The organism is Brevibacterium sp. FME37, from assembly GCF_014897485.1.
In the GTDB taxonomy this organism is placed as follows: Bacteria; Actinomycetota; Actinomycetes; order Actinomycetales; family Brevibacteriaceae; genus Brevibacterium.
Map to the genome: position 1 here is coordinate 50,888 of NZ_JABUYE010000011.1, position 26,265 is coordinate 77,152.

Genomic DNA, 26,265 nt, shown 5'->3' on the forward strand with positions numbered 1-26,265 from the left:
AGCTCAGTCTTCGGCGAGGACTTCGCGTGTCACCTTGATACAGATTGAGGATGCGAATCCGCGTCGTGCGAGCATGCCCAGGATTCGACGCTCACGGATCTCGTAGTCGAGTCCGCGTGTCGATGCGGCCTTCTTCTCGGCGACCTGGCGGGCGAGGTCGTCTTCCCCGTCCACATCCTCGACGGCGTCGGAAACGATCTCTGCGGGCAGGCCCTTTTTGTTCAGTTCTCGTTTGAGCGCGGTGCGGGACAGTTTTCGACGTTCCCTGTGAGCTCGGACATAACGGTGTGCGAACTCTTCGTCGTTGAGGAGTCGTGACTTCTGCAGTTTGGCAATGAGTTCGTCGACTGCTTCGGGCAGGAAATCGCGCTTGAGCAGTTTGTCCCGCAGTTCGCCGCTGGCGTGATCGCGCATGGCCAGCATGTTCATGGCCGTCTTCTTCGCCTTCGCATAGGAGGCGTCGAAGTCCAGCGGCTCATCGTCGTCATCGAATGACAGCGCATCGGCGAATGAGGGAACATCCTCAGATGGTGCAGCACCCACACCCATCGGAGACTCCGACGCCGAGGCGGTGTCAGCGAAGTACTCGGGCTCCCCTTCGGCGTGGCGTTGGTCGATCTCGGTGATGGCTTCGCGCAGCTGCGTCAGCTTCGCGCTCGGCGCATCTGATCTCGCCGAGTCGCCCCCGTGGGGACGTGACTCGGCGAGATCGCTGTCGCGATCGATCGGATCAGGAAACTTCGACGTCATCCGATTTCGAGCTCTCTGCTGCGCTGCCCTCGGCCTTGTCTGCTCCTGCCTCAGCTTCAGGCTCGTCGACCTTGATCAGACCCATCTTGTGTTTGATCTTGAGTTCGATCTCCTCGGCCAGTCCTGGGTTGTCGCGCAGGAAGTTGCGCACGTTTTCCTTGCCCTGGCCCAGCTGGTCACCGTCGTAGGTGAACCATGATCCGGATTTGCGGATGATGCCGTTATCGACGCCCATATCGATGAGGCTGCCCTCACGGGAGATGCCCTGGCCATAGATGATGTCGAACTCGGCCTGCTTGAACGGCGGTGCGATCTTGTTCTTGACGATCTTGGCGCGGGTGCGGTTGCCGACCGCGTCCTGGCCTTCCTTCAAAGTCTCGATGCGTCGCACGTCGATGCGCACGGAGGCGTAGAACTTCAGTGCCTTACCACCAGAGGTGGTCTCCGGTGAACCGAAGAAGACGCCGACCTTCTCACGCAGCTGGTTGATGAAGATCGCGGTGGTCTTCGACTGAGACAGGGCGCCTGCGATCTTACGCAGTGCCTGCGACATCAGTCGCGCCTGGAGGCCCACATGGCTGTCGCCCATCTCGCCTTCGATCTCGGCCTTCGGCACGAGGGCCGCGACGGAGTCGATGACGATGACGTCGAGCGCTCCGGAGCGGATGAGCATATCGGCGATCTCGAGTGCCTGCTCACCGGTGTCCGGCTGGGACACGAGGAGCTGGTCGGTGTCGACGCCGAGCTTCTTCGCGTATTCCGGATCTAGGGCGTGCTCAGCATCGATGAATGCTGCGATTCCGCCCGTCTTCTGAGCATTGGCGACAGCGTGCAGGGCCACTGTTGTCTTACCCGAAGATTCCGGGCCGTAGATCTCGACGACGCGGCCGCGGGGCAGGCCGCCGATGCCCAGAGCGATGTCGAGTGCGATGGAACCGGTGGGGATGCAGGCGATGGGTTCACGGACCCCTTCGCCCAGACGCATGATCGCGCCCTTGCCGTAGTTGCGGTCGATCTGTCCCAGCGCGGCGTCGAGCGCCTTCGATTTATCGCCGCCGGTAGGGATCTGCAGGTTCTTCGGTGTACGAGCCATGGTCTCTCCTAAAAGTTTCGTTATCCGTTGAGACCAAGGCTAGAAGGTGGCACTGACATAACAACAGAGGAACGAATTCCCCCGTGGATAATCGGCCACTCGTGGTCACAGGTCCCGTGAATCATTACCAGCATAACCGACATGGGAACAAGTGTTCTATATGTCGGTGCGTGTCGCGCTATTTTGCACCGTCCGCCGCTACTCGACCTGAAGATCGATGCTGGTTGGATCGAGTGATTTCGCCGTGCCCGTCGGTTTGACTGCCGTACCGGTGAGACTGAGTGCCTTGCCAGTCAGCACGAAGCAGCGTTGAGATGAACAGATGCGAGGAGCAGTCGTGGGAAGGACGGCGCTGGACAGTCAGATCCTAGAACGGACGTGAACGCGGCTTCTCTTTGCCCAGTCGACGAGATTCAGGTACGCCCGAGGCGTCACAGACTGCAGTCCAGATGTCCCGGGGTTCGACGCCTGCTCTGAATGCCTCTTCGGCGGTGCGAGAGCCCAGGCTGCTCAGGGCGAGGTCTGTGTGCAGTGATGCGGCTCGAGCTTCGCCGAATTCCTCATTCATCAGAACCCAGTAGAGGGTGTGCCGCATTACGGCTTGGCTGCCAGTCGTGGCACGGTATATCCACCGGGGCGACCGAGGATCTTGTCGGAGAGTTCCTGTGGAATGGTGTCCGGGATTTCGACGCCCTCCTCCAGTGCGAAACGGTCGGAGACCGATGACAGCAGAGCCGACAACGGCAGGTCGAGGGCTTCACAGATCGCGGAGAGGAGCTCAGAGGAGGCTTCCTTCTGTCCGCGTTCGATCTCGCTGAGGTAGCCCAGCGAAACGCTGGCCCCCGTAGAGACATCGCGCAGGGTCCGCCCCTGGCGCCGACGGACGGAGCGCAGTGCGTCACCGATTTCAACTCTCAGTAGCATTGCGCGTCCCTCCTCTTGTCTCCGCGAACAGTCTTGATGGTGTACTCAACTTTACAACCCGGTCGTTGCCGAGCGCCAACCTGGGTGTGTGACCTGATGGTTTTGCCAGTCCATTCGAAGGTACCGATGCATGTTCGTCCAATTGCCATTGCTTCGTTAACTGCGCCGAGGCTGTACTTATTCCACGGCGCCGGAATCATAATTGGTTCGCGTCATCGGCTTCGGGTCCGAACGCCATCTGTGTGGCGAAGTCGTCGAGGTCTGCCACCATGGCCGCCACCGTCTGACTGCGGATCGTGTCCCGGTCCCCAAAGAAATGGTGCTCGCTGACCTGCGCCTTTCCGGCGAAGGCGATGGCGGTGTAGACAAGACCGACCGGCTTGTCGTCCTGTGGTTCGGGTCCGGCGACTCCCGTGCAGGCCACCCCGATGTCGGCGACGCATTCCCTGGCTGCGCCGGCCGCCATCTGAGCTGCGACGACTTCGTCGACGGGGCCGGTCTCCTCAAGCTGCTTGGCATCGACTCCGGCCAGGCGCGATTTCAGGTCGGTGGCATAGGTGATGAGTCCGCCGCGGACGACTGCAGAGGCACCAGGAATGTCGACGAGTGTGGCCACGAAGCGACCACCGGTCAGCGATTCTGCTCCGGCGATCGAAAGTCCCACCTGTTTGCAGGTGGTGATGAGATGCTGGCTTCGGGCGAAGAGTTCTGTCTCGTTCACAGGCTCACTTCGGGTCCGGACCGGTTGGATTGGCCGAGGAGGGACCATCCCCGGACGGACGGTCAGCCGAGGGACCGCCGGCAGCAGTCTCGCCTCCTCCACGTGATTCCTTGGCCAGTTTTGCCGCCTGGACGCAGTAGTCGATTCCTGTCACAACAGTGACGATGATGGCCGCGACCAGGGTCAGCCAGGCCAGGATCAACAGTGCGAAGGTCACGCCTTCGGGAACGATCTGCGCCACAGGGCGCAGCAGCAGGAACAGCCCGATGGCGACGGTCTGCAGCACCGTCTTGATCTTGCCGCCTCTGGACGCGGGCATGACGGCGATGCGGATCATGAAGAAGCGCAGCACGGTGATGCCCAGTTCACGGATGAGGATGACGACGGGAACCCACCAAGGGATCTCCGTGATCACAGCGAGGCCGATGAGTGCCGCCGCCATAAGGGACTTGTCAGCGATCGGGTCGGCGATCTTGCCGAAGTTCGTGATCAGGTTGTATTTGCGGGCCAGATCTCCGTCGAGCTTATCCGTGGCCATCGCCAGCAGGAAGACGGCCAGCGCCCACCACCGCATGGTCATGTCCTGGCCGCCATCGACCAAGAGAAGGACGAGGAAGACGGGGACGAGCAGGATCCGCAGCACGGTCAGGGCATTGGGAACATTCCACGGGCTGGGCTCTGCCGGTGCGGGTCCCGGGGCGCTGTTCTCTGGTCGATCATTCACAGAGCAACCCTATCGGAATGACATGTGAATGGCGTGGAGCCGACCGCTCGTTTCAGCGGTCGGCTCCACGCCGTTCTCAGTTCTGCTTTGCGGTGCGAGTCAGCGACCGGTCAGTGACCAGGCGTCCTCTCCGCTGGTCTCAACGACTTCCAAGCCGGTCTCGGGGTCGACGTCGCCGATATGCAGATCGTCGGCATGCCCGACTCCCGCCGAGTAACGGTCGTTGGCACCAGAACCTGTTGACCTCCCCGAGGTGTTCGTTCCTGAATCTCCGAAGTCGTCGAACTCCTCGTCGTAGTCTGCGGCCGCCGACGCTCCGCTCGCACCCTGCGTGCTGTGACCCGCGCCGTAGCCCGAGCCGTCGTCGTCCGAGCCGCCGCCACCGCCTGATGCCGGGTTCGGGTCCTCGTCGGGTGGGGTCTCGCCCTTGATGATCGCCAGTGTGCCTGGCAGATCCTCGGGACGGACCAACACGTCACGTGCCTTCGAACCTTCGGAGGGTCCGACGATGCCACGTGATTCCATGAGGTCCATGAGTCGCCCGGCCTTGGCGAAGCCGACGCGCAGTTTGCGCTGCAGCATCGAGGTCGAACCGAACTGTGTGGTCACAACCTGCTCGGCCGCCTGGAGCAGCAGTTCGAGATCGTCGCCGATCTCCTCATCGATCTGTTTCGTCGGCTTCTCCACCGCGACGTCTTCACGGTAGTTCGGCTTGAGTTCGCCCTTGACGTGTTCGACGACCTTTTCGATCTCGGACTCGTTGACCCAAGCGCCCTGGACGCGCATCGGCTTGGCAGCACCCATGGGCAGGAACAGTGCGTCACCCTGTCCGATGAGCTTCTCCGCGCCGGGCTGATCGAGCACTACTCGGGAGTCAGCCAGCGATGAGGTGGCGAAGGCCAGCCGTGAAGGTACGTTGGCCTTGATCAGGCCGGTGACAACATCGACGCTGGGTCGCTGGGTGGCGAGGACCAGGTGGATGCCTGCCGCACGTGCCAGCTGGGTGATGCGCTGGATCGAGGCCTCGACGTCGCGCGGCGCGACCATCATCAGGTCGGCGAGCTCGTCGACGACGACCAGCAGGTAGGGGTAGGGCTGCAGGACCCTTTCGCTTCCGGCCGGAACCTGGACGCGGCCCTCCCGGACGGCCTTGTTGAATTCGTTGATGTGTTTGAACCCGAAGTTCGCGAGGTCGTCGTAGCGGGCGTCCATTTCGCGTACAACCCATTCGAGCGCCTCGGCGGCCTTCTTGGGGTTCGTGATGATCGGTGTGATGAGGTGTGGAATACCCTCATAGATCGTGAGCTCTACGCGCTTCGGATCGACGAGGATCATGCGCACCTCGTCGGGGGTCGCACGCATCATGATCGAGGTGATCATGGAGTTCACGAAGCTCGACTTACCGGCACCAGTGGCACCGGCGACGAGCAGGTGGGGCATCTTCGAGAGGTCGGCAACGACGAATCCGCCCTCGACATCCTTGCCCACGCCCATGACCAGTGAGTTCTCGGTCTTGCGGGCGGCCTTCGATCGCAGCACATCGCCGAGGGACACGTTCTCACGGTCGGAGTTGGGGATCTCGATGCCGATCGCCTTCTTGCCGGGGATCGGCGAGAGGATGCGGACATCGGCGCTGGCCACCGCGTAGGCGATGTTCTTGGACAGCGCTGTGACCTTCTCGACCTTGGTGCCTGATCCCAGCTCCACCTCGTACCGGGTGACCGTGGGGCCACGTGAGAAGCCGGTGACCTGTGCGTCGATCTTGAACTGTTCGAGTACGTCGCGCAGGGCTTCGACGACGCGGTCGTTGGCCTCGGAGCGCTCCTTTGCCGGTGGGCCGGGCAGAAGATTGTCGGAGGCAGGCAAGGTGTAGGTGACGTCCCCGGCCAGAGTGAGCTGCTCGACTCGTTCGGGCAGCTGTTCCGTGGCTGGCGGTGCAGGGTTGTTGGTCACCGGCACCGGCGCCGAGGTGTCACCTGGGGTAGCCTTCTTCGTCACCGAGGCGGCATCGTCGTCCATGCCGATGGTCTTCTTCAGTGCGGCAGTTTCGCGCTCGGCCTTCGTCGGTCGACGTTCACCGGGTTTGAACTGCGGCCGTTCGATGACCGTGGTGTCAGCTTCTTCTTCGCTGACATCGTTTTCGTGGATATAGGCCTTGTCGTAGGCCTTGGTCGTCGTGTCATCGTCGGGATGTCCGCCCTCGGGCAGGTCGGTCTTCTTTTTCTTGGTCCGACGTTTGCTGCCCATGACGGGTTTGAGGGTGGAGGTGCGCGCGTTGTCGGCGACGAGGTCGGTCGATTCCTGCCCGTCCTGCTTCTCGGAATTGGGTCGCGCTCCCCCAGTCAGACGCAGGTAGAGATCCATGAGGCGTTTGGGAATCGAACGCACCGGTGTCGCGGTGATGACCAGCAGGGAGAAGAGCCCGAGCAGGATGAGCAGAGGGACCGCCACATAACTGGTGGTGGCGGTGACCAGTGGTGAGGAGATGACGAAGCCGAGCGCCCCTCCCCCGTTGGCCATGGCTTCTGGGGAGTTGGTGAACGTCGGATTGCCTGCGGCAATATGGGCCAGACCCGAGGAAGAGAGGAGCAGGAGGATGATTCCGATGAGGATCCTGTTATTGCCCCGGTTATCGTCTCCGCGCAGGAACAGTCGAATCGCGTAGCAGGTGAAGATCACTGGCAGCGCCAGTGCCACTCTGCCGAAGGTGCCCTCGACGATATTGCGGACGACGTCGCTGATCGCGCCGGGGATGTTCCACCATTCGAAGGCCGCGATGATGATTGAGAGACCGATGAGGAAGAAGGCTGTGCCGTCTCTCTTCGTCGGTGACTGGTCACTCGGTTCGTCGCTGAGGATCTTTCGCGCACGGTTTCCGGCCATGTGGGCCACTCCCCTCCACGCACCGGTGACAACGTTTGTCCCGGGGTCTTCCTTTGTCCCCGCTTGCCCGGTCCGACCAGCAGCTTTGCGCGCTGTGCCTTTTCCTTTACCAGAAGCGGGGGAAGTCGTTCTGGTCGCCATGCTTCTTATCTTAGGGCGATTATGCGCTCCTGCCCAGTAAATCCGCAGGGTTCGGCGCGCCATAAGAGGGGTGGAAACTGGCGAATATCCACGTCAGACCCTACGTGCAATGAAGACGAGCTCACGGCCGAGGCGGTGGAATACGTCGTGTCCTCAGTCCAGCCTTCCCCGGCGCGCAGCGCGCGTCATGATAGCTATCGCTCATGGTCACTCGGGTGTATAGCTGCTCGGGTGCATGGCGATGAACAGTCCCCACTGTGTGGCGTCCGGTTTCTTGCGGCGGGAGCGGAACTCTTCGAAGAGGGCGTCGATGCGGGCGCGGAACTCCTCAACCTCATCCTCGGTGAGCATCGCCGCCATCCGTCCCATCGTGCGCTCCGCGTAGGGAGCCGCCGTGAATTCGGCGGTGAAGGCATCGAGCATCTCATTTGTCATGTCACCGGTGTTGAGGAACCAACTCTTGCCCGTTGCAAGGTACGGGATCTCCCGGGCACCTCGGCGACCTCGTCTCGGCTCCTGCGCCTCAAGGAAACCCGTGTCGGCGAGCATCCGCACATGGTGCAGCGATGTCGCTGGGTTGAGGTCGGTCGCCTCGGCGATCTCACGATTACTCAGTGCCTCGTCGAGGCACAGCCGCAGGATGCGTATGCGAAGACTCGAGGCCAGAGCCTTCGCCTCGGAATCGGTGGCATCACGGCGTTCGACGGCTCGCGCGACGGTCCGCGCTGTGTTCTCGGCGCGCTCAGCATTCATACCTCAACGCTAACGAGTGATAGGGAGAAGTCAATTGGTCACACCACAGTGATTGACTTAAATCAATCACTCCTGTCAGACTGCAATTGAGAGATCTCAATCACTCCCGATCTAATCTCCGTCGTCAGTTCACCGATACCCCGACTCAAGGACGAGCCATGGTTACAGCCGACCCCGCACCGCCAGGACGCTCACCCTTGTGGAACCACCGCGACTTCATGAAGCTGTGGGCGGGCGACACGGTCTCAGTGTTCGGTTCGCAGCTCGTCTTCTTCGCACTCCCCCTTATCGCCGTCAGCCTCTTAGACGCCGATGCCTTCCAGATGGGGCTTCTGGCGACACTGGAATCGGCTGCCTTCCTCCTCATCAGTTTGCCGGCGGGCGCTTGGATCGATCGGCTGCCGAAGAAGATCGTCATCGTCTCCGGCGACATCGTGCGTGCTGGCATCCTGTTGACGATCCCGCTGGCCTGGGCGCTCGGCGCACTGAGCATGCCCCAGCTCTACATTGTGGCTGCAGGAGTCGGGATCGTCACCGTCTTCTTCGATATCGCTAATCAGTCGTATCTGCCCGAACTCGTCGACGGCGGATCCATCGGGGACGGCAATGGCAAGCTCCAGGCCAGTCAGCAGACGGCAGGAGTCGTCGGGCCGACTTTGGCCTCAGGCCTCGTCACAGCCATCGGAGCCCCACTGACAGTGGGCCTGACCAGTGTCTGTATGGGCCTGTCGAGTCTTTTCGTCAGCAGAATCCGCCACCGCGAAACACCGCCGGAACCAGAGACCCGCACCGGCTTCATCTCCGAAATCCGTGAGGGATTGGGCTTCGTCCTCGGCCACAACCTGCTGCTGCGGATCACCGCGTGCACCGGCCTCACGAACTTCGCGGCATCAGGCATCTTCGCTCTCCTGGTGCTGTTCGTGTTGACGACTTTGGGACTGAGCCAGGTTCAGCTGGGCATCATCATGTCGGCCAGCGCGATCGGGGGAATCCTCGGTGCTCTCAGTGCCGCCAGGGTGCAGACACGACTCGGTGAAGGAACGAGCATCTCGGTGTCCGCAATGCTCGGTGGGTTGAGCTTCTTCGGGATGCCCCTGGCCACGGTTCTGCCGACCTTCCCGACGATGCTCGTGGCCAGTCTTGTCACCGGCTGGGCAGTCGTCGTCTACAACATCGCCCAGGTCAGCTTCCGTCAGCGCTTGTGCCCGAAGCCGCTGCTGGGACGCATGAACGCCTCAATTCGTTTCCTCGTCTGGGGGCCGATGCCGCTGGGTTCACTACTCGCCGGTTTCCTCGGCGACAGTCTTGGCGTGTCCACGACGATGTGGATCCTCGCAGCGTGTTCGCTTGCCGCGTCGATCCCTGTGATCGCATCCCCGCTCCTGCGGATGCGGACTCTGCCGCGCGAGCTGGACCTGCTTGGTGCCGACAGTGACGCCACCAGTGATGCTGAAGAGGAATCTGCTTAAGACTCACACCAGCTTGAATGGTTCGTGATTCCAGAATCCATTGCGAAATGCGATGACACCTGAACTGAGCTCGGGGGTGCTGTGTGCAGGCAGTTCCGTCACAGAGACGCCCAGCAACTTTCCCCTCCCGAAGTAACGGACACCGACTCCGATCCGGACCGGCGCATCCTGCTCGATCTCTATTTCAGTGGGTTTGGACCAGGTCAGCGGGTGCTCTGCATGACCAACCACCGCCACTGGTTTTGACAACAGTTTCAGGAACCAGCTGTTGACCCAATGAGCCTTGATCGCGATTTTGTATTTCATACTCAAGCTTTCCTGGGCGGAAGGTTCTGGAGTGCGGTCGGGCACGTGCCCAGGACAGATGGCCCCTCAGCCCACCCCATAGAGGTGTTCGGGGCGGCCGGTGCTTCCGTATTGGAGTGAGACGGTGACGGCGCGGGACTCGGCCAGCTTGGCCAGGTGGCGCTGCGCTGTCGCGCGGGAGGTGCCGACGATATCGGAGACCTCCATTGCCGTCAGTGGCTGATCGGCGCTCTCGAGTGCTTCGAGGATCCGACCAGTCGTCGACGAGCCCGAGCCCTTGGCCGGTGCGCTCCCCGGTGAGGAAACGTCATGCAGGCCCCGCAATTGACGCTCGAGCTCGGGCTGGCTCACCTTCTCCCGTTCCCAGTAACGGCGGAAGCGGGCATAACGTCTGAGGAAGTCCTGCAGCTCCTCGGCGGCGAAGGGTTTGAGAATATAGGTCATGGCTCCCGCCCGCAGAGCCGAACGCACCACCTCGGAATCGGACACGGCCGAGAGCACGATGGCATCAACATTCGTCTCACGGATGAGTTCGACTCCGTTGCCTTCGGGCAGAACGTAATCGGCTAACACAAGGTCAACGTCCTCTTCGGAGATGATCGTGCGAGCGGTGCGCAGATCTCTGACCGGTTCCAGAGCGTTGAACCCAGCGACCTCGTTGACGTACCGGCAGTGGATCTGCCCCACATAGAAATCGTCGTCGAGAACCAGAACGTTGATCATCATCTCTCCTCGTCATCCGTGTCATCGCTGAGTACATCGGGCAGGTGCATGCCGAAACCGGCACCGCCCAGATCGGGATCGTGGCCTGCCAGCAGCCACACCCGGCCGCCGTGTCGGCGTGCGGTCCTTCGGCACAGCGCCAAACCGATGCCATGCCCATGGTCTGAATCCAGACCGTCGGCACTGCTGGTCCCCTCGTCGAAGATGGACTCCGCATCCTTCTCATCCACTCCCCCACCGGAGTCAGTGACGACGGCATGCAGCTCCGGACCGGAACCGAGCAGCGTCACTTCGACTCGGCCGAACACCTCGGCGACCCGATCAATACCCTCAGCACTCTCAACAGCTTTGCCACTTGCCTTCGTCACCACCGCCCGCACCGCATTGTCGATGAGGTTGCCGAGGATGAGCGTGACGTCTTCGGGTTCATTCACCCGGCCCAGCACCAGGGAATCTGGGGTGACAGCGAGGCTCACACCCACCTCGGCGGCGGTGGTTCCTTTTGCTTCCAGCAGGGCACGAAGATAGGGATCGGTGATCACCTCAATGCCTTCGACGGGCGTGGTGATCGGCCCGGTGCGCAAGATCGTGGCGAGGTAGTTCCGTGCCTCGTCGGTGGCACCCGTGTCGACGAGGCCGAGGACGGTATGGAGACGGTTCGCGAATTCGTGGCGCTGCGTGCGCAGGGCCCGCGCCATGGAGGTCACCGATTCGAGCTGCCGTGCCATGGTCAGCACCTGGGTCTCATCGCGCAAGGTGACGACCCCACCGACCGAGACTCCATCACGACTCACGCGGACAGCGGTGGCCAGCAGGATCCGATCGCCGACGGTGACTCGTCGCCGCAGGGCACCGTGATCGGGGGCCTCGACCATCATGTTCCGGATCACCTCGGGCACTTCTGCCCCTGGACCGGTCGTGGACCCGCCCGAGGCCGACACCGTGACGTCAGTGCCGGCGCCCCTGTTGGTGCCGGCGAACCGGTCGTGGTCGTCGTCATCGTCGTCACGGTCGACATGGGAGATTCCGAGCAGCTGCTCGGCCGTGGAGTTGGTCAGGGTCGGGACTCCCGAAGAGCTGAAGGCGAGAACCCCGTCGTCAAGACCGCGCAGGACCGCACCCTGATCGCGTGCCATCTCCGCAAGCTCCTCGGGACCCACACCCAGAGTCTCACGCCTCAGCCTGCGCCCCAGAGCCAGTGAAGCGATGACACCGATGGCCAGGGCCAGGACCGCGACGGAGCCGAGGACTAGAAATTCGCGCCGCAGATCAGCATCAAGCACCGAGGCGTGAATGCCCACGGAGACCTCTCCGACGACGGTCTCATCATCGGTTGAAGAATAGATCGGGACCTTCGCACGCACGGTCTCGCCGAGAGTGCCTCGCTCATGCGTCACGGATTCTCTGCCGGCCAATGCGTCATCCGGGGAGGTGGACACACGTTTGCCGATGTTGTCCTGGTCCGGGTGGGAGAGGCGGATGCCCCGGTCGTCGGTGATGACTGCGAAGACGATACCTGAGGAGTCGCGCAGGTCATCGGTGATCTCGAGCAGCGGAGTCGTGATCGCATCATCGGCCTCCCCCGCAGGCTGCGCCGAGGCGTCGGTCGAGGCTTTCCTCACATCAGGATCGATGGCCAGAGTCCGTGCGGTCGCCAGTGCTTTGGTCTCGGTGACTTCGGTGACCGAGCGTGCACCCATCCAGGCGAAGACTCCGGTCACCAACGCCAGCGTCACCACAATGACCGCGAGCTGACTGAACAGAACACGGCGAGAGAACGATCGGCTGGGACGTGGCACCAACCCACAGTAACCAGGCGTGAGCGAAATGCGCAAAAGGTGCCAAACAGGCAGAACGTATTCAGTGCACACAAGCGCGCGCCCGCAGCAGTGCGCGGCCTAGGGTGTATCGGGCATCACATCCGTCTTCACAGGAGAAGCTCGTGCTCGTAATCCTCGGTTTCGCAATGATCATCGTCTTCATGACGCTGATCATGACGAAGCGACTCTCACCGATCCTGGCCCTGATCATCGTCCCGACCATCTTCGGACTCTTCACCGGCGCAGGCTTGGGAATCGGCGAAATGGTCATGGACGCCATCGCAGACATGTCCTCGACCGCAGCGCTGCTGCTCTTCGCCATCATCTACTTCGGCATCATGATCGACGTGGGGCTCTTCGACAAACTCGTCGGATTCATCCTCAGAGTCGCCGGCCATGATCCCGTCAGAGTCGTCATGGGCACGGCACTGCTGACCGGAGCGGTCTCCCTCGACGGTGACGGGTCGACGACGTTCATCGTCGTCACCGCCGCGATGCTGCCGATCTACCAGCGCCTGGAGATGTCACCCGTGGTGCTGACCTGTGTCGCGGGTCTGATCAACGGCACGCTCAACATCGTCCCTTGGGGAGGTCCGACGGCACGCGCCTCCTCTGCCCTGCAGATCGATGCCAACGAAATCTTCGCTCCCATGGTGCCGGCCCTCGCTGCGGGTCTGCTGGTGTGCTTCGTCTTCGCCTACTTCCTCGGCGTCTCTGAACGCCGCCGGCTGGCCAAGAACGGTGTGGCCTGGGTCGATGAGTCCCGTGCGGGTTCGAAGCGCTCCGACCTCGTCGGTGCCGTCGCCCGCTCGAACTCAGAGTCAGGCACGAACTCGGGTGCAGGTTCGGCTTCGGGCCCGGGTTCAGTCTCCGCCACCGGGTCCATGTCGGGTTCCGATCACGGTGGAACAGCCTCGGCGGGCACAGCGGTCGCAGATGACGATGCCGGTTCCGGTTCGGCCCTGACCGATACCGCGCTCGACCCCAATCGGGCGACGCTGCGTCCCAAACTCTTCTGGTTCAACCTGATCCTGACCGTGGCCGTGATGGTCATGCTCATCGCCGACCTGCTGCCCCTGCCTTACCTGTTCATGATCGCCATGGTCATCGCGCTCATGGTCAACTTCCCCAACCTCAAGGCACAGCAGGAAGAGCTGGCCTCACACGCCTCGGCGATCATCGCCGTGGTCGCCATGGTCATGGCCGCGGGCGTGCTCACCGGCATCATGAGCGGCACCGGCATGGTGGATGCCATGGCCGCGTGGCTCGTCGACGTCATCCCGTCCTCCATGGGCCCCTACATGGCCGTCATCACCGGGCTGCTCTCGATCCCGATGACGTTCTTCATGAGCAATGACGCCTTCTACTTCGGCATCCTTCCCGTGCTGGCCGAGACCGCCGGTCACTTCGGGATCTCGGCTGCCGATATGGCCAGAGCCTCGATCACAGGACAGCCGGTGCACATGCAGTCACCGCTGGTGCCCGCGATCCTGCTCCTCGTCTCACTCTCGGGAGTCGAACTCGGAGACCACCATAAGAAGGTCCTGTGGCGAGCCCTCATCGTCGCCCTCGTGATGCTGACCGTCGGCGTCCTCATCGGCGTCATTGCAATCGGATAGGAACAGAACCGACATGACTGACTTCTACTCAGCACCTCAGCACAGATTCCCGACACCCTCGCTGCGGGTGGCGGCCTCGGCCGGCATCGACGATGCCCGGGCCACGGTCATCCTGGCCTACCGGTCCGATTCCTCGGCGACGGTTCTCGACGAGGCGATCGCCGGTGCCCGTCGAGAAGGGGCAGCCCTGCGCGTCGTCCACTTCGGCACCGACACCACGACTGCACCGGCGGCCGGTTCCCTGTCGCAGACGAAGGAGCTGGCCGATTCGCTCGCCGAGGCAGGCCTCGAGTTCGAAATCCAACGCGCCGATTCCGATGTGGCCTCCCAGATCATCGACCTCGCCGAGGCGTGGCAGGCGAAGCTGATCGTGATGGCCTCTCGCCGCCGCTCCCCCTTGGTCAAACTGCTGCTGGGCTCCAGCACCCAGAGGGTCATCCTCGAGGCCGAATGCCCGGTGCTCATCGTCAAATAGCGTGCTGCCTCAGCGTGCCAGCAGCTCTCCGGCTCCTGCCCCAGTGAGTGAGGCGTCGAGGAGTTCGATCGTGTGCGCGGTGGGCAGCGTTGCCTCACCCTGTCGGCGGAGGGCGTCGGTGACCTGCAGCAGGCAACCGGGGTTGCCTGTCACGACGAGTCCGGCCTTGGTGGCGGCGATGTTCGTGGCCTTCTTATCCCCCAGTTCACGAGCTGCCTCTGGGCGCACCAGGTTGTAGATACCGGCCGAACCACAGCAGGTGTCGGCGTCCTTGATCGCAGCCAGTTCGACTCCCGGGATCTGACCCAGTAGTTCGCGTGGAGGGTTGCGCACCCCCTGGGCATGGGAGAGGTGGCAGGCGTCGTGGTAGGCCACACGCAGACCACCATCGGCCACCGGATGCCGCGGGGCGCTGGGGCCGAGCTCGACGAGGATCTCGGTCACGTCTCTGACCTTGTCCGCCAGTTCCTTCGCACGCTCGGCATAGGCGGGATCACCTGCGAGGATGTCGGCATACTCCTTCATCGTCGACCCGCAGCCGGCGGAGTTCACGACCAGATAGTCCACCTGCGCCGAGGTGAATGTGTCCACGATCTTGCGCGCGAAGTCCTCGCCCTCCTCGCTGCGCCCGGCATGGACCGACAGTGCACCGCAGCACCCCTGCGACTGAGGCACCACAACCTCACAGCCCTCCATATTGAGCACGCGCACGGTCGCGGCGTTGACCTGAGGGTAGAAGGTGCGCTGCACACAACCGAGCAGCATCCCCACCCGCGCCCTGACCGGCAGGCTCTCACCTGCGGCCGAACGTGGCGGGTTCGACGATGGAATACTGACCTTCTTCGTCACCGGCGGTGCGATGGCCTCCATCGTGGCCAAGGTCGGTGAGAGCTTCTCCAGGATCTTGGACTTGCGCACAAGCGTGGACAGCCCCGTCCGCTGGTAGAGCTTGAGCGGTGCCAACATCGTCTTGAGACGATCGGGGTACGGGAAGAGTTGGAAGATCGCTGCCCGCAGCGCCACCTCGGCGCGGCTGCGATGCTCTTGACCGTTGCGTTCGACCTGTCCGCGGGTGGCCTCGATGAGCTTGTCGTATTGGACGCCCGAGGGGCAGGCGCTGACGCAGGCCATACAGCCCAGGCAGGCGTCGAAGTGTTCGACCATGGACGCGCTCATCGGACCGTTCTTCAGGCCCTCCTGCATGAGGTAGATGCGACCGCGCGGTGAGTCCTCCTCGTTTCCCCACAGCTGGTAGGTCGGACAGGCGGGGAGGCAGAAACCGCAGTGGACGCAGTCGGCGATGAGACTCGAATCCGGTGGGTTGAAGACGTCGAAGGCCGAGTGGTCCATCGTCGGCGGGGCCATCTCCATCGTTGTCTGACCCGCGGTCGACATCGTGGCCTCCAGGGGTGTCGGACCGGTCGCTTCACTGGGCGCTCCGCCGCCCTGGCAGGCTCCTGCGCCACCGCAATCGCATGACATCACAGTCCTCCTATTCCACGTCCGGGTGAGAGCAGACCGTCCGGATCGAACCGGTCCTTGATGGTGGTCATGAGTCCGAATCCGGGGATCTCGCCCCAGGCATCGACCTCGCCCCACACCGAGGCGGGGGCACACAGCACGGTCGCGCTCAGCTGCTTCTGGCCCCATGAGCGCAGGTGTTCGAGAACGACGCGGGTCGCGATCGTGGGATCGGAGTCGAGATCGCCGATGCCCAGGTCGAAGACTCCCATGGCGGACCCGCGCAGTTGGATCGGGTACCCGATGGCGTCCTCAAGGCGGGCGACCTGGCCCACCAGTTCCGGCACTAGGGCCGGTGAGACCGAGGCCCGTATCGTCACCGGTGCTTGGGCTCGCCGTGCCCACCAGCTGGGTTCGACGCCCGGCATCGCACCGGGGTTGGCGTCGATGATCTGCCGTGTTCGGGACTCGACCGACTCAGGGAGTCCTTCGACCATCACGACGGTCGTTGCCGCTACACCCGGCGAGCGGTCGATTTCGACTGCCGCCGGGGCCACCTGGGATCCGATGCTGGAAAGCGCAGCCTCGGCGCCGGGGATCTCGACGAAGCCCTGAGTCTGCGGTTTCGGGTAGAGCCGAATCGCAGCACTGGCGATGATGCCCAACGTGCCCCAGGACCCGGTCATGAGTTTGGCGAGGTCGTAGCCGGCGACATTTTTCACTACCTTGCCTCCGGCCTTCGCGATCGTGCCGTCGGCGAGGACGACGGTGACGCCGAGGACGACTTCACGCAGCGGCAGGCGGCCGATGCGGCGGGGCCCGACGGCACGGGTGGCGATGGCTCCGCCCAGGGTTGAACCGGAGTCGGTGCGGTCGGCTGGAAAGTCTGAGAGGAGCTCCTGGTCTCCGGTTTCGGCGACTCGGGTCAGCTCAGCGACCGTGGCACCTGCTCCGGCGACGAGGATGAGGTCTCCGGGAGAGTGTTCGGTGACCTGGTTGAGGCCTCCCATGTCGAGGAGAAGCCCCGGAGTCTTACCCGGCGGGTGATCAGCAAGTGCGGTTCCACCACCGTAGACGCCGATGGTGCGTAAGTCTCGGTGCGCGGCGGCCACGAGTTCGGAGAGCTCTTCAACGCTGTCGGGTCGAGCGAGCCTGGGCAGTTCCTCGGTCAAAACAGCTCCGCCTTTCCTGCTGCCTGAAGTGGGTGTTCCCCCGATGTTCGCCGAGGTGGTTCCCCGCACAGTCGAGGAGTCGGGAAGATCTTTCCCGGGTTGGACAGATAGTCCGGGTCGAAGGCACAGCGCAGGATCTGCATCGTGTCGAGGTCCTCATTGGTGAACATCCGCGGCATGAATTTCGCCTTGTCGGAGCCGACCCCGTGTTCCCCGGTGATCGAACCGCCTTCGCTCAGGCACAGGTCGAGGATCCGCCCCGAGGCGGTCTCGGCCAGTTCGGTCTGGCCCTCGATGCTGCCGTCGAAGAGCACGAGCGGGTGCAGGTTGCCGTCTCCGGCGTGGAAGACGTTGGCCACGCGCACACCGCATTCCTCAGCGATCGTCGAAATCGAGGCCAGCACAGGCCCGAGCCGTGAGCGTGGGATCACCCCGTCCTGGACGATGTAGTCGGGGCTGATGCGACCGACAGCGGCGAAGGCCGATTTCCGGCCCTTCCAGATCAGACCGCGTTCGACATCGTCGACGGCAACGCGAACCTCGCCGGCCCCGTGGTCCTTGGCCCGGGCGATGACGGTCTCGCGTTCGAGATCGACGTCGATGGCAGGGCCATCGAGTTCGACGACGAGGACAGCACCGGCACCCTCTGGGTAGTTACACGCCACGGCCTTCTCTGCGGCCTCGATGGCCAGGGCGTCCATCATCTCGATGGCGGCGGGCATGATCCCCGCGGAGATGATGTCGCTGACCGCCTCTCCTGCCGCATCGGTCGACTCGAACCCGATGAGCAGCGTCTCCACCGCTTCGGGCAGCCGGGTCAGACGCACGGTCACCTCGGTGACGATGCCCAGCGTCCCCTCTGATCCGCAGAGCACACCGAGGAGGTCATAGCCGGGATATTCGGGAGCATCTCCCCCGATCTCGACGATGTCACCCTGGGCGGTGACCAGGGTGAGGCCGGTGACGTGGTTGGTGGTGAACCCGTATTTGAGGCAGTGGGCACCGCCGGAGTTCTCAGCGACGTTGCCGCCGATCGAGCACACGCTCTGACTCGAAGGGTCCGGGGCGAAGTAGTAGCCGTGCGGGTTGGCCTCATTGGAGAGATTGAGGTTGATGACCCCGGGCTGCACGATGGCGCGCTGGGCCAGCGGATCGATATCGAGGATGTCTCGCATCGTCGACATGACGATGAGCACGCCCTCGGCGTGCGGTTGGGCACCACCGGAGAGTCCGGTGCCCGAACCCCGGGCGACGAAGGGGACAGCGAACTCGTGACAGGCACGCACGGCAACGGCCACCTCGGCGGTGGAGGTGACGCGGATGACCAGGGCCGGGACGGTCCTGTGCACGGCCAGACCATCGCACTCATAGGTTTTGCGTTCGTTCTCGTCGGTGACGATCGCGCCTGGTGGCAAATGCGGTTCGATCCGTGTGAGAACCGAGTCGACTCTGCTCTTGTCCACTTACGCCTCCTTGCGTCAATGATGTCGAGCTTAGCGAAGAACGCCGCCGAAAATGTGCCAAGGAGCACATTTTCGACGGCGTTCTTACGTGGTGAGACTCCTGAACCGTGCCGACTCAGGGCTTTAGTTCAGCCCACAGGCGCGCGCAGATCAGGGCATGCGGGCGTAGGCCGGCAGCGTCAGGAAGTCGACGTACTCGTCTGCGACGGCCACGGACAGGAATGTGTCGGTGGCATCCTTCCAATCCGCCTGCTCACCCGGAAGCTTCGCAACCTCTTCGGTCACGACCTGGCGCACGAAGTCAGCTGTGACGGTGACTCCGGTGTCGAGTTCGACTCCGGCGTCCATCCACTGCCAGACCTGGGACCTGGAGATCTCAGCGGTCGCGGCATCTTCCATGAGTCCGTTGATGGCGACGGCGCCGTTTCCTTCCAACCAGGCGCGCAGGTACTGGATGCCGACGGAGACGTTGATCCGCAGACCCTGCTCCGTCATCGATCCTGGGGTCGACTTGACGTCGAGGAGATCGGCTGCAGTCACGGACACATCGTCGCGCTTGTTCTCGATCTGGTTGGCGTTGGCACCCAGCGTCTCGGTGAAGACCTCCTTGCACAGTGCGACCATGCCGGGGTGGGCCACCCAGGAGCCGTCGAAGCCCTTGCCGGCCTCACGGGACTTGTCCTCGCGGACCTTGTTGAATGCGGCCTCGTTCGCCTCCGGATCCTTCGCGGGCACGAAGGCGGACATGCCGCCGATGGCGTGCGCGCCGCGCTTGTGGCAGGTGTGAACGAGGAGCTCGGTGTAGGCACGCATGAACGGCACCGTCATCGTCACGTCAGAACGGTCGGGCAGCAGGAAGTCAGCACCGCGGGCGCGGAAGTTCTTGATCACGGAGAAGATGTAGTCCCAGCGGCCGGCGTTGAGACCCGAGGAGTGCTCGCGCAGCTCGTAGAGGATCTCTTCCATCTCGAAGGCCGCAGGGTAGGTTTCGATGAGCACGGTGGCGCGGATGGTCCCACGGTCAAGACCGAAGGAGTCCTCTGCATGGTCGAATACCTGGTTCCACAGACGAGCTTCGAGATGGGATTCCATCTTCGGGAGGTAGAAGTACGGGCCCTTGCCCTTTTCGATCTGAAGCTGTCCGGCGGTGGCGAAGTAGAGCGCGAAGTCGACGAGCGAGCCGGATGTCTCCTCGCCGTCGACGAGGATGTGCTTCTCCGGCATGTGCCAGCCGCGGGGACGGACGACGATGGTCGGCAGCTCCTCGTCGGGGGCCAGGGTGTAGCTCTTGCCCTCGGGCGAGGTGAAGTCGATCTCGCGGTTGAGTGCGTCGAGCAGGTTGAGCTGTCCGCCGATGACCGAATCCCACTGTGGGGTGTTCGCATCCTCCTGGTCAGCCAGCCACACCTTGGCCCCGGAGTTCAGGGCGTTGATCGTCATCTTCTTGTACGTCGGTCCGGTCATCTCCACGCGCCGGTCCTCGAGACCGGGTGCCGGTGGTGCGACCTGCCAGCTGGGATCGTTGCGGATCTCGGCGGTCTCCGGGAGGAAGTCGAGGTCAGCGCCGGCGGCAATCTGAGCCTGGCGCTCCTTGCGAGCCTCCAATCGTTCGAGGCGGGTGCCGTTGAACTTCCGGTTCAGCTCGACGATGAGCTCGAGAGCTTTGGGGGTGAGTACCTTCTCTGCCCCGTCCGGCAGTTCGCCGGTAATCTCCATGCCTTCTGGAATGTTCAGATTCTCGATATGAGCAGTCATCCGTGGTTCTCCTTAGTCGGCACTTTCACTAGTGCATCGCTTGTCGCTGGCAACGGGGTTTGGCCTGCAAAACTTTCACATCGTGAAATTTATTGTTCACACAACGAAAAGAATAGGAGGTGACGCACCTCTCGTCAAACCCTTCCCTCGTTCTGAGACACCACCAGAAGTGCCCGGGCTCACTCTTCGAGCGGGGCGGCCTGACTCCTTCGAGACTAACGCGCGGCCTCGATCAATGCGAAGCCCGTTTTTATCGTCGCCGGGGACGGTGAAAACGAGCTTCGCATTGATCGGGGGCAGAGACAGACGAGTTGGCGGTGATCGACGACAGAGACTTCGAGGCCGTGGGGCCAAGGCCCCGCAGATACGACTTCGCCCGCGATGCGCCCTCCTTCGAGGGTGCACCGCGGGCGAAGTGTCTGAACTCACACGAGAGTACTCAGCGAAGCGAACTCAGCGAAGCGAACTCAGACGATGACGACCATGGGGACGATCATCGGCTTGCGACGCAGCTTCGAGGACGCCCAACGTCCCACAGTGCGGCGCACAACCTGCTGCAGCTGGTACTGGTCGGTGTTGCCGTCCTTGAGCGCATCTTCGACGGCCTTCGTGACCTTCGGCATAATGGAGTCGAAAACGGAATCGGATTCGGCCACACCGCGGGCGTGGATCTCGGGCCCGGCGATGAGGGACTTCGACTGGCTGTTGATGGCCATGAAGATCGTGACGAAGCCTTCGCCGGAGAGCACAAGACGGTCCTTGAGATCCGCCTCGGTGATCTCACCGACGGAGGAGCCGTCAACGAAGACGAAGTTGCAGTCCACTGCACCGACGACCTCGGCGTGACCGTCCTTGAGGTCGACGACCCAACCGTCGTCGGCAAGGACGATGTTGTCCGGATTCACCCCGGTCGCCTCGGCGTGCCTGGCATTGGCCAGCATGTGTCGCCATTCGCCGTGGACGGGCATGACTCCGCGGGGCTTGACGATGTTGTAGCAGTAGAGCAGCTCGCCGCCGGACGCGTGGCCGGAGACGTGGATCTTGGCGTCTGCCTTCGAGATGACATTGGCACCCAGCTTCATCAGCCCGTTGATGACCTTGAACACGGAGTTCTCGTTGCCGGGGATGAGTGAGGAGGCGAGGATGACGGTGTCGCCGTCGCCCACCTCGACGCGGTGGCTGCGGTTGGCCATGCGCGAGAGCGCGGCCATCGGCTCACCCTGCGAACCGGTGCACATGAGCACGACCTGGTCATCGGGGAGTTTGTCGACCTCTTTGATGTCGATGAGGGCACCGCGTGGGACCTCAAGGTAGCCGAGATCTTCGGCGATCTTCATGTTGCGCACCATCGACCGGCCGACGAGCGCGACCTTGCGACCGTGCGCGTCGGCGGCGTTGAGCACCTGCTGGACACGGTGGATGTGTGAGGAGAATGAGGCGACGATGATCCGACGCTCGGCGTGACCGAAGAGGTTCTCGAGAACCGGTCCGATGTCCTTCTCCAGGGCGGTGAACCCGGGGACCTCGGCGTTCGTCGAGTCCGTCATGAACAGGTCGACACCTTCCTCGCCGAGGCGGGCGAAGGCACGCAGGTCCGTGATGCGGCCGTCGAGAGGCAGCTGGTCCATCTTGAAGTCGCCGGTGTGGAGGATGTTTCCTGCGCCGGTGCGGATGAAGACCGCGAGCGCGTCGGGAATCGAGTGGTTGACGGCGACGAACTCAAGGTCAAAGGGACCGAGCTGGTCGAGGTCGTCTTCCTTGACCACGCGGGTGATCGGCTTGATCCGGTGTTCCTTGAGCTTGGCCTCGATGAGCGCGATCGTCAGCTTCGAACCGAGGATCGGGATATCGGCCTTGCGACGCAGCAGGTAGGGCACGGCACCGATGTGGTCTTCGTGGCCGTGGGTCAGAACGAGGCCGACGATGTCGTCGAGACGGTCATCGAGGTAGGCGAAATCGGGAAGGATGAGGTCGACGCCGGGCTGGTCCTCTTCGGGGAAGAGGACGCCGCAGTCCACAATGAGCAGCTTGCCGTGGTATTCGAACACGGTCATGTTGCGACCGACTTCGCCGAGGCCGCCGAGTGCGACGATGCGGACGGCCTCTGCGTCCATCTTCGGCGGAAGCTTCAATTCTTGAGTCAATGCATTATTCACTGAGGTAACCACTCCTGGTCAATTGGGCGGTCACGAGCGCCATCTGCTCTTCATCTGCTGGGAGCAGCGGCATTCGTGTTCCGCGGTTGTCAAGTATTCCTTGGGCCTGCAATGCGGCCTTCGCCGAGGTGACTCCCGGCATGTGATTCATGAGCGCGTCGACCATGTCCGCCGTTTCATGGGCGATCGCGCGAGCGGTGGTGAGGTCGTTGTTCGCCACGGCCTCGACCATGTCGGCAAACCGTGGTGTGCAGACGTGGCCAGCAACGGAGACGACGCCCAGGGCGCCGAGTGCCAGCAGCGGAAGGTTGAGTGCGTCTTCGCCCGAATAGTAGACGAGGGAGCTGCGGTTCATCACCTGCGCGGAGGCGAAGAGGTCGCCCTTGGCGTCCTTGACCGCGAGGATGTTGGGATGATCGGCCAACCCGAGGAGAGTTTCCGTGCGGATGGGCACGCCCGATCGTCCTGGGATGTCATAGAGCATGACGGGAAGATCGGTGGAGTCCGCGGCCGCGCACATGTGGGCGGCGATGGCCGGCTGTGTCGGCTTCGAGTAGTAGGGGGTGACGATGAGGATGCCATCGGCACCGGCTGCTGCCGAACGCTTGGACAGGTCAATGGTATGCGAAGTGACGTTGTTGCCGGTGCCCGCGATGATCTTCGCCCGGTTGCCGATGACGCCGCGCACGACCTTGAGCAGCTCGATCTTCTCGTCGTCGGTCGTCGTCGGTGATTCGCCGGTGGTTCCGGACACGACGAGCATGTTGTTGCCGAGGTCGACGAGATGGTTCGCTACCTTCTCCACGGCAGGATAATCAATGGTTCCGTCGTCCTTGAACGGCGTCACCATCGCCGTGCCGACAGTACCGAACGCATCAATTGCAGCGGCCGCTGCGTTGTCACCGAGAATCGCCATACGAAAAGGATACCGCGCACAGTCTTAGTCTGCGGCAGTGGCCGTGCGCGCGCCACCGGCGCATTTTCTGATCACCGCCTGCCACCCGTCGCCGCGCCCCGCTCATCGGCGGTGTGCGGGACGTTCACCCGGGGCGATCGGTGGTGTTTTCAGCACGAGAGACAGATCACATGGATCGGGCTTCAGAGGGTTGTGCTGGCGTATGCGCTGTTGGTGGCCCTGCCATGGACACCCAGCAGGCTCCTCGCGGTGAGTTCGAGGGAGTCTGCGATCCTCTCGGGTGTGACATCGCTGCGGCCGGCGGCCACCGCCATGTCGAAGCCGTCGATCGCTGCGATGAGAATGTCGACGATGAGATCCACTTCGGTGTGCGGGCTGAAACTTCCATCGTCGATGCCGGTTTCGATGAGGGTCCGAAAGTGGGCACGCCAGGTGTCGAAGACAGCGTCGGCGGAGTCGCGCAGATAGCCGTTGCGCGACGAGGCGGCGATGAGCTCGAGCCACACCTGTGAGCGGCGTCTGAGGTCACCGATCCTCGGCACGGCCTGCAGACTCGCCTGCAGCGTCTCCCACGCTGTCCCCTGTCTCCTGGTGAGACCCGCGATGGAGTCCTTCCGTGTGAGACCCGCGATGGCGTCGACGGTTGCGCTGCTGTGGGTCGAGAAGGCGTGGACGAGCAGTGACTCGCGGGATCCGAAATAGTACTGCAGGGTGCCCCACAGACAGTCCTGCTGCCTCGGCGATGTCCTTCATCCGGACAGACTCGGGCCCCTGCGCAGCGATCTGGTCAAGGGCTGCTTCGAGGATCGCGGCGCGCCGGGCGTCGACTTCGGTCGTGGAGAACTGGGGACGTGGACTCACGGGACTGGCGCCAGACTGCTCGCAGCCTCGAGTCCTTCGAAGACCGCTTCCTCCACGGTCCGCGGGGCCACGGCATCTCCGATGGTCCGAACGCTCGCAGTCCCGAAATCAAGATCGGGGACCACGGATTGTGGGGCCCCGGAGACGATCGTGGCGGCCACACCGTCGACCTCGTGGACGATCTCGCACAGGGTTGACTGCAGGTACCCGGTCGTCGCATCGACTCCGACGAGGCGAGCGTCGTTGACGAAGTCGACTCCTGTCCGCAGTGCCTGGGACATGAGCAGCGTGCGCGTGTACTGCTGGATGGCGGCTCCGGCGAAGTTCGCCGCCGTCGCCAAGGTCACCGGCACCCTAGCCTCGGCCAAACGCAACGCGATGCCCAGGCCGATCCAGTCGCCCTTCCAGTCATTGACGAGCACGCGACCTTTCGGCAGGGTCGGCTGGGTCATGAGATAGTCGCGGGCACCGATGACGAAGGCCTCGTCGTCGACTTCAAGGTGGGGCATGCGCTGCTGCGCACCCGTCGCAACGATCACATGTTCGGGTGCCACCTCGTCGAAGACCTGCTGGGTCACCGGCGTCGAGGTGCGGATGTCAACGCCGGCTCGTCTCGCCTCGGCGCTCAGGTTCGTCGCGGCTCCCCCGAATTCGGATCGGTAGGGCAGTTCCTGTGCCAGCAGCACGGCCCCGCCGAGGTGGGGCTCGCGTTCGCAGAGCACGACGTCATCACCGGCTTCGGCTGCCACCGCTGCCGCCTTGAGTCCGGCTGGTCCGCCGCCGATGACGAGGACACGACGCCGGATCCTCACCGTGGGCCGAGGCAGGAACTGAAGCTCTCTGCCCGATTCGGGGTATTGGATGCAGGAGATGGGCACACCCATCTGAAAGTGTCCGATGCAGGCCTGGTTGCAGCCGATGCAGGCCCGGATCTCGTCCACCGCATCTCGCTGCGCCTTGCTGGCGATCTCGGGATCGCAGATCATCGCCCGGGTCATGATCGCCATGTCCGTGCGCCCCTCGGCGATGGCCTTCTCCGCTTCGTGCGGCTGGTTGATTCGTCCGGCGACCATGACCGGTTTGTCTGTGATCTTCTTGACCTGTTCGGACAGGGTCGCGGCATAGGCCGGGTCGATCTGCATCGAGGGCACGATGTGCACCGCACCTTGCAGGGTCGAGGAGTCTCCGGCCGTGATCGAGAAGTAGTCGAGGCAGTCCACTTCCTCGATGTCGCCCGCGCTGGGGCCAGCATCAGAACCCGTCTTCATTCCATCGAGGTGTTCGATGAGGTCGAGGACCTCGGTGGCGACCATCCCGTCTTCGGTCTTCTCCTCTCCTGAGATCCGCAGGCCGACCACGACGTCGGGGCCCACTGCTTCGCGGACCCCGGCGACCACCTCGGCGAGGAAGCGACGACGGTTGGCCGGACTGCCACCGTATTCGTCGGTGCGCGCATTCACTCGCGGGTTGAAGAATTGGATGGGCAGATACCCGTGGCTGGCGACGATCTCGACGCCGTCGATGCCGCTGTCACTGATCCGCTTGGCGGCGCTCGCGTAGCCGGCGATGATCTCCTTGATCGCTTCGGTGCTCAGTGCCTCGGGGACCACCTTGAAGCGCTCCTGCGGTTCGTCGCTGGGTGCGACTGCTCGCGGTGCCATGCCGCGCTCACCGTCCATGACCTCCCGGCCGGGGTGGAAGAGCTGAGCGAAGATCGTGGCACCATGAGCGTGGACTGCCTCGGCGACGGCTCCGTATCCGGGCACCGAGGAATCATCGGTGGCCATGAGCACATGGTTCGTGTAGCGGGCGGTCTCGTGAACTCCGGAGACCTGGAGGACGATGAGCCCACAGCCGCCCTGGGCTCGTGCTTCGTGATAGGCCACGAGATCGTCGCCGATCTTCCCGTGGTCATCGAGGACCGTGTCGTGGCCTGAGGACACGATGCGATTGCGAATGGTCCTCGGGCCCAGTGTGATGGGTTCGAAGAGGCGTGGGAACAGTGAAGACATGATCATCCTTGATGCATGCGGTGGGTCCTGACCCGTAATTCATATCACGGTATGACTAACGGGGGAAG

23 protein-coding genes are annotated in these 26,265 nt (G+C 63.2%); 3 read left to right on the forward strand and 20 right to left on the reverse strand.

Going from position 1 to position 26,265, the window contains the following annotated elements:
* Positions 1–3: 3 nt before the first annotated feature.
* The 8 genes from INT29_RS13320 to INT29_RS13355 all read right to left on the reverse strand — a co-directional run bounded on the left by INT29_RS13320 (position 4) and on the right by INT29_RS13355 (position 7,989).
* On the reverse strand, positions 4–750 hold the full coding sequence (locus INT29_RS13320) for a regulatory protein RecX (protein WP_193071940.1): 747 nt from the start codon (positions 748–750) through the stop codon (positions 4–6).
* The gene (recA, locus tag INT29_RS13325) at positions 731–1,843 is read right to left on the reverse strand and encodes a recombinase RecA (protein WP_101571104.1); all 1,113 of its coding nucleotides are present in this window, start codon (positions 1,841–1,843) and stop codon (positions 731–733) included. The genes INT29_RS13320 and recA overlap by 20 nt, the downstream gene beginning before the upstream one ends.
* A 367-nt stretch (positions 1,844–2,210) precedes the next feature.
* Positions 2,211–2,438 (reverse strand): DUF3046 domain-containing protein, encoded by a 228-nt coding sequence (locus INT29_RS13330; protein WP_193071941.1) that lies wholly within the window; start codon positions 2,436–2,438, stop codon positions 2,211–2,213.
* Positions 2,438–2,767, reverse strand: a complete 330-nt coding sequence (locus INT29_RS13335) for a helix-turn-helix domain-containing protein (protein ID WP_101571107.1) — start codon at positions 2,765–2,767, stop codon at positions 2,438–2,440. The genes INT29_RS13330 and INT29_RS13335 overlap by 1 nt, the downstream gene beginning before the upstream one ends.
* Before the next feature lie 196 nt (positions 2,768–2,963).
* The gene (locus INT29_RS13340) at positions 2,964–3,488 is read right to left on the reverse strand and encodes a CinA family protein (protein ID WP_319020906.1); all 525 of its coding nucleotides are present in this window, start codon (positions 3,486–3,488) and stop codon (positions 2,964–2,966) included.
* Positions 3,489–3,492: 4 nt separating this feature from the next.
* Entirely contained in the window at positions 3,493–4,212 is a 720-nt protein-coding gene (pgsA, locus tag INT29_RS13345; protein ID WP_319020907.1) for a CDP-diacylglycerol--glycerol-3-phosphate 3-phosphatidyltransferase, read from the reverse strand.
* Positions 4,213–4,311: 99 nt separating this feature from the next.
* Positions 4,312–7,236 (reverse strand): DNA translocase FtsK, encoded by a 2,925-nt coding sequence (locus INT29_RS13350; RefSeq protein WP_413463164.1) that lies wholly within the window; start codon positions 7,234–7,236, stop codon positions 4,312–4,314.
* Positions 7,237–7,443: 207 nt separating this feature from the next.
* Positions 7,444–7,989 (reverse strand): ArsR/SmtB family transcription factor, encoded by a 546-nt coding sequence (locus tag INT29_RS13355; protein WP_101571115.1) that lies wholly within the window; start codon positions 7,987–7,989, stop codon positions 7,444–7,446.
* A gap of 158 nt (positions 7,990–8,147) precedes the next feature.
* Here INT29_RS13355 and INT29_RS13360 point away from each other — a divergent pair, with 158 nt between their 5' ends.
* On the forward strand, positions 8,148–9,458 hold the full coding sequence (locus INT29_RS13360; protein ID WP_193071943.1) for an MFS transporter: 1,311 nt from the start codon (positions 8,148–8,150) through the stop codon (positions 9,456–9,458).
* A gap of 3 nt (positions 9,459–9,461) precedes the next feature.
* On the opposite strand, the gene INT29_RS13365 is transcribed toward INT29_RS13360, so the two are convergent.
* From INT29_RS13365 to INT29_RS13375, 3 genes are all read right to left on the reverse strand, one after another.
* Positions 9,462–9,764, reverse strand: coding sequence for a hypothetical protein (locus INT29_RS13365; RefSeq protein ID WP_193071944.1), 303 nt, complete (start codon positions 9,762–9,764; stop codon positions 9,462–9,464).
* Between the two features lie 66 nt (positions 9,765–9,830).
* On the reverse strand, positions 9,831–10,490 hold the full coding sequence (locus tag INT29_RS13370; RefSeq protein ID WP_226842013.1) for a response regulator: 660 nt from the start codon (positions 10,488–10,490) through the stop codon (positions 9,831–9,833).
* On the reverse strand, positions 10,487–12,286 hold the full coding sequence (locus INT29_RS13375) for a sensor histidine kinase (RefSeq protein ID WP_319020908.1): 1,800 nt from the start codon (positions 12,284–12,286) through the stop codon (positions 10,487–10,489). Before INT29_RS13375 ends, INT29_RS13370 begins: the two co-directional genes overlap by 4 nt.
* A 143-nt stretch (positions 12,287–12,429) precedes the next feature.
* Between INT29_RS13375 and INT29_RS13380 the strand changes: the two genes are divergently transcribed.
* Together INT29_RS13380 and INT29_RS13385 are read left to right on the forward strand one after the other, a co-directional pair.
* Complete coding sequence (locus INT29_RS13380; protein ID WP_101571125.1) at positions 12,430–13,926, forward strand: CitMHS family transporter; 1,497 nt, start codon at positions 12,430–12,432, stop codon at positions 13,924–13,926.
* 13 nt (positions 13,927–13,939) lie between these two features.
* On the forward strand, positions 13,940–14,401 hold the full coding sequence (locus INT29_RS13385; protein ID WP_101571127.1) for a universal stress protein: 462 nt from the start codon (positions 13,940–13,942) through the stop codon (positions 14,399–14,401).
* Between the two features lie 9 nt (positions 14,402–14,410).
* Here INT29_RS13385 and INT29_RS13390 read toward each other — a convergent pair whose 3' ends face one another.
* The 9 genes from INT29_RS13390 to INT29_RS13425 all read right to left on the reverse strand — a co-directional run bounded on the left by INT29_RS13390 (position 14,411) and on the right by INT29_RS13425 (position 26,197).
* On the reverse strand, positions 14,411–15,883 hold the full coding sequence (locus INT29_RS13390; protein WP_180958939.1) for a (Fe-S)-binding protein: 1,473 nt from the start codon (positions 15,881–15,883) through the stop codon (positions 14,411–14,413).
* Positions 15,883–17,034 (reverse strand): FAD-binding oxidoreductase, encoded by a 1,152-nt coding sequence (locus tag INT29_RS13395; protein ID WP_180958940.1) that lies wholly within the window; start codon positions 17,032–17,034, stop codon positions 15,883–15,885. The genes INT29_RS13390 and INT29_RS13395 overlap by 1 nt, the downstream gene beginning before the upstream one ends.
* Complete coding sequence (locus tag INT29_RS13400) at positions 17,031–18,497, reverse strand: FAD-linked oxidase C-terminal domain-containing protein (RefSeq protein WP_101571132.1); 1,467 nt, start codon at positions 18,495–18,497, stop codon at positions 17,031–17,033. The genes INT29_RS13395 and INT29_RS13400 overlap by 4 nt, the downstream gene beginning before the upstream one ends.
* A gap of 150 nt (positions 18,498–18,647) precedes the next feature.
* A complete protein-coding gene (aceB, locus tag INT29_RS13405; RefSeq protein WP_101571134.1) occupies positions 18,648–20,252 on the reverse strand; it encodes a malate synthase A in 1,605 nt (534 codons plus the stop codon).
* A 467-nt stretch (positions 20,253–20,719) separates the two neighbouring features.
* Positions 20,720–22,366 carry a ribonuclease J gene (locus INT29_RS13410; protein ID WP_101571137.1) on the reverse strand — a complete coding sequence of 549 codons (1,647 nt, stop codon included), beginning with the start codon at positions 22,364–22,366 and terminating at the stop codon, positions 20,720–20,722.
* Positions 22,367–22,400: 34 nt separating this feature from the next.
* Positions 22,401–23,324 (reverse strand): 4-hydroxy-tetrahydrodipicolinate synthase, encoded by a 924-nt coding sequence (gene dapA, locus INT29_RS13415; protein ID WP_101571140.1) that lies wholly within the window; start codon positions 23,322–23,324, stop codon positions 22,401–22,403.
* A gap of 182 nt (positions 23,325–23,506) precedes the next feature.
* On the reverse strand, positions 23,507–23,866 hold the full coding sequence (locus INT29_RS20185; protein ID WP_319020909.1) for a TetR family transcriptional regulator C-terminal domain-containing protein: 360 nt from the start codon (positions 23,864–23,866) through the stop codon (positions 23,507–23,509).
* The gene (locus INT29_RS20190) at positions 23,850–24,185 is read right to left on the reverse strand and encodes a helix-turn-helix domain-containing protein (protein WP_264298578.1); all 336 of its coding nucleotides are present in this window, start codon (positions 24,183–24,185) and stop codon (positions 23,850–23,852) included. The genes INT29_RS20185 and INT29_RS20190 overlap by 17 nt, the downstream gene beginning before the upstream one ends.
* Positions 24,182–26,197: an FAD-dependent oxidoreductase gene (locus INT29_RS13425; protein WP_193071946.1), complete on the reverse strand. Its 2,016-nt coding sequence runs from the start codon at positions 26,195–26,197 to the stop codon at positions 24,182–24,184. Before INT29_RS13425 ends, INT29_RS20190 begins: the two co-directional genes overlap by 4 nt.
* Between the last annotated feature and the right edge of the window lie 68 nt (positions 26,198–26,265).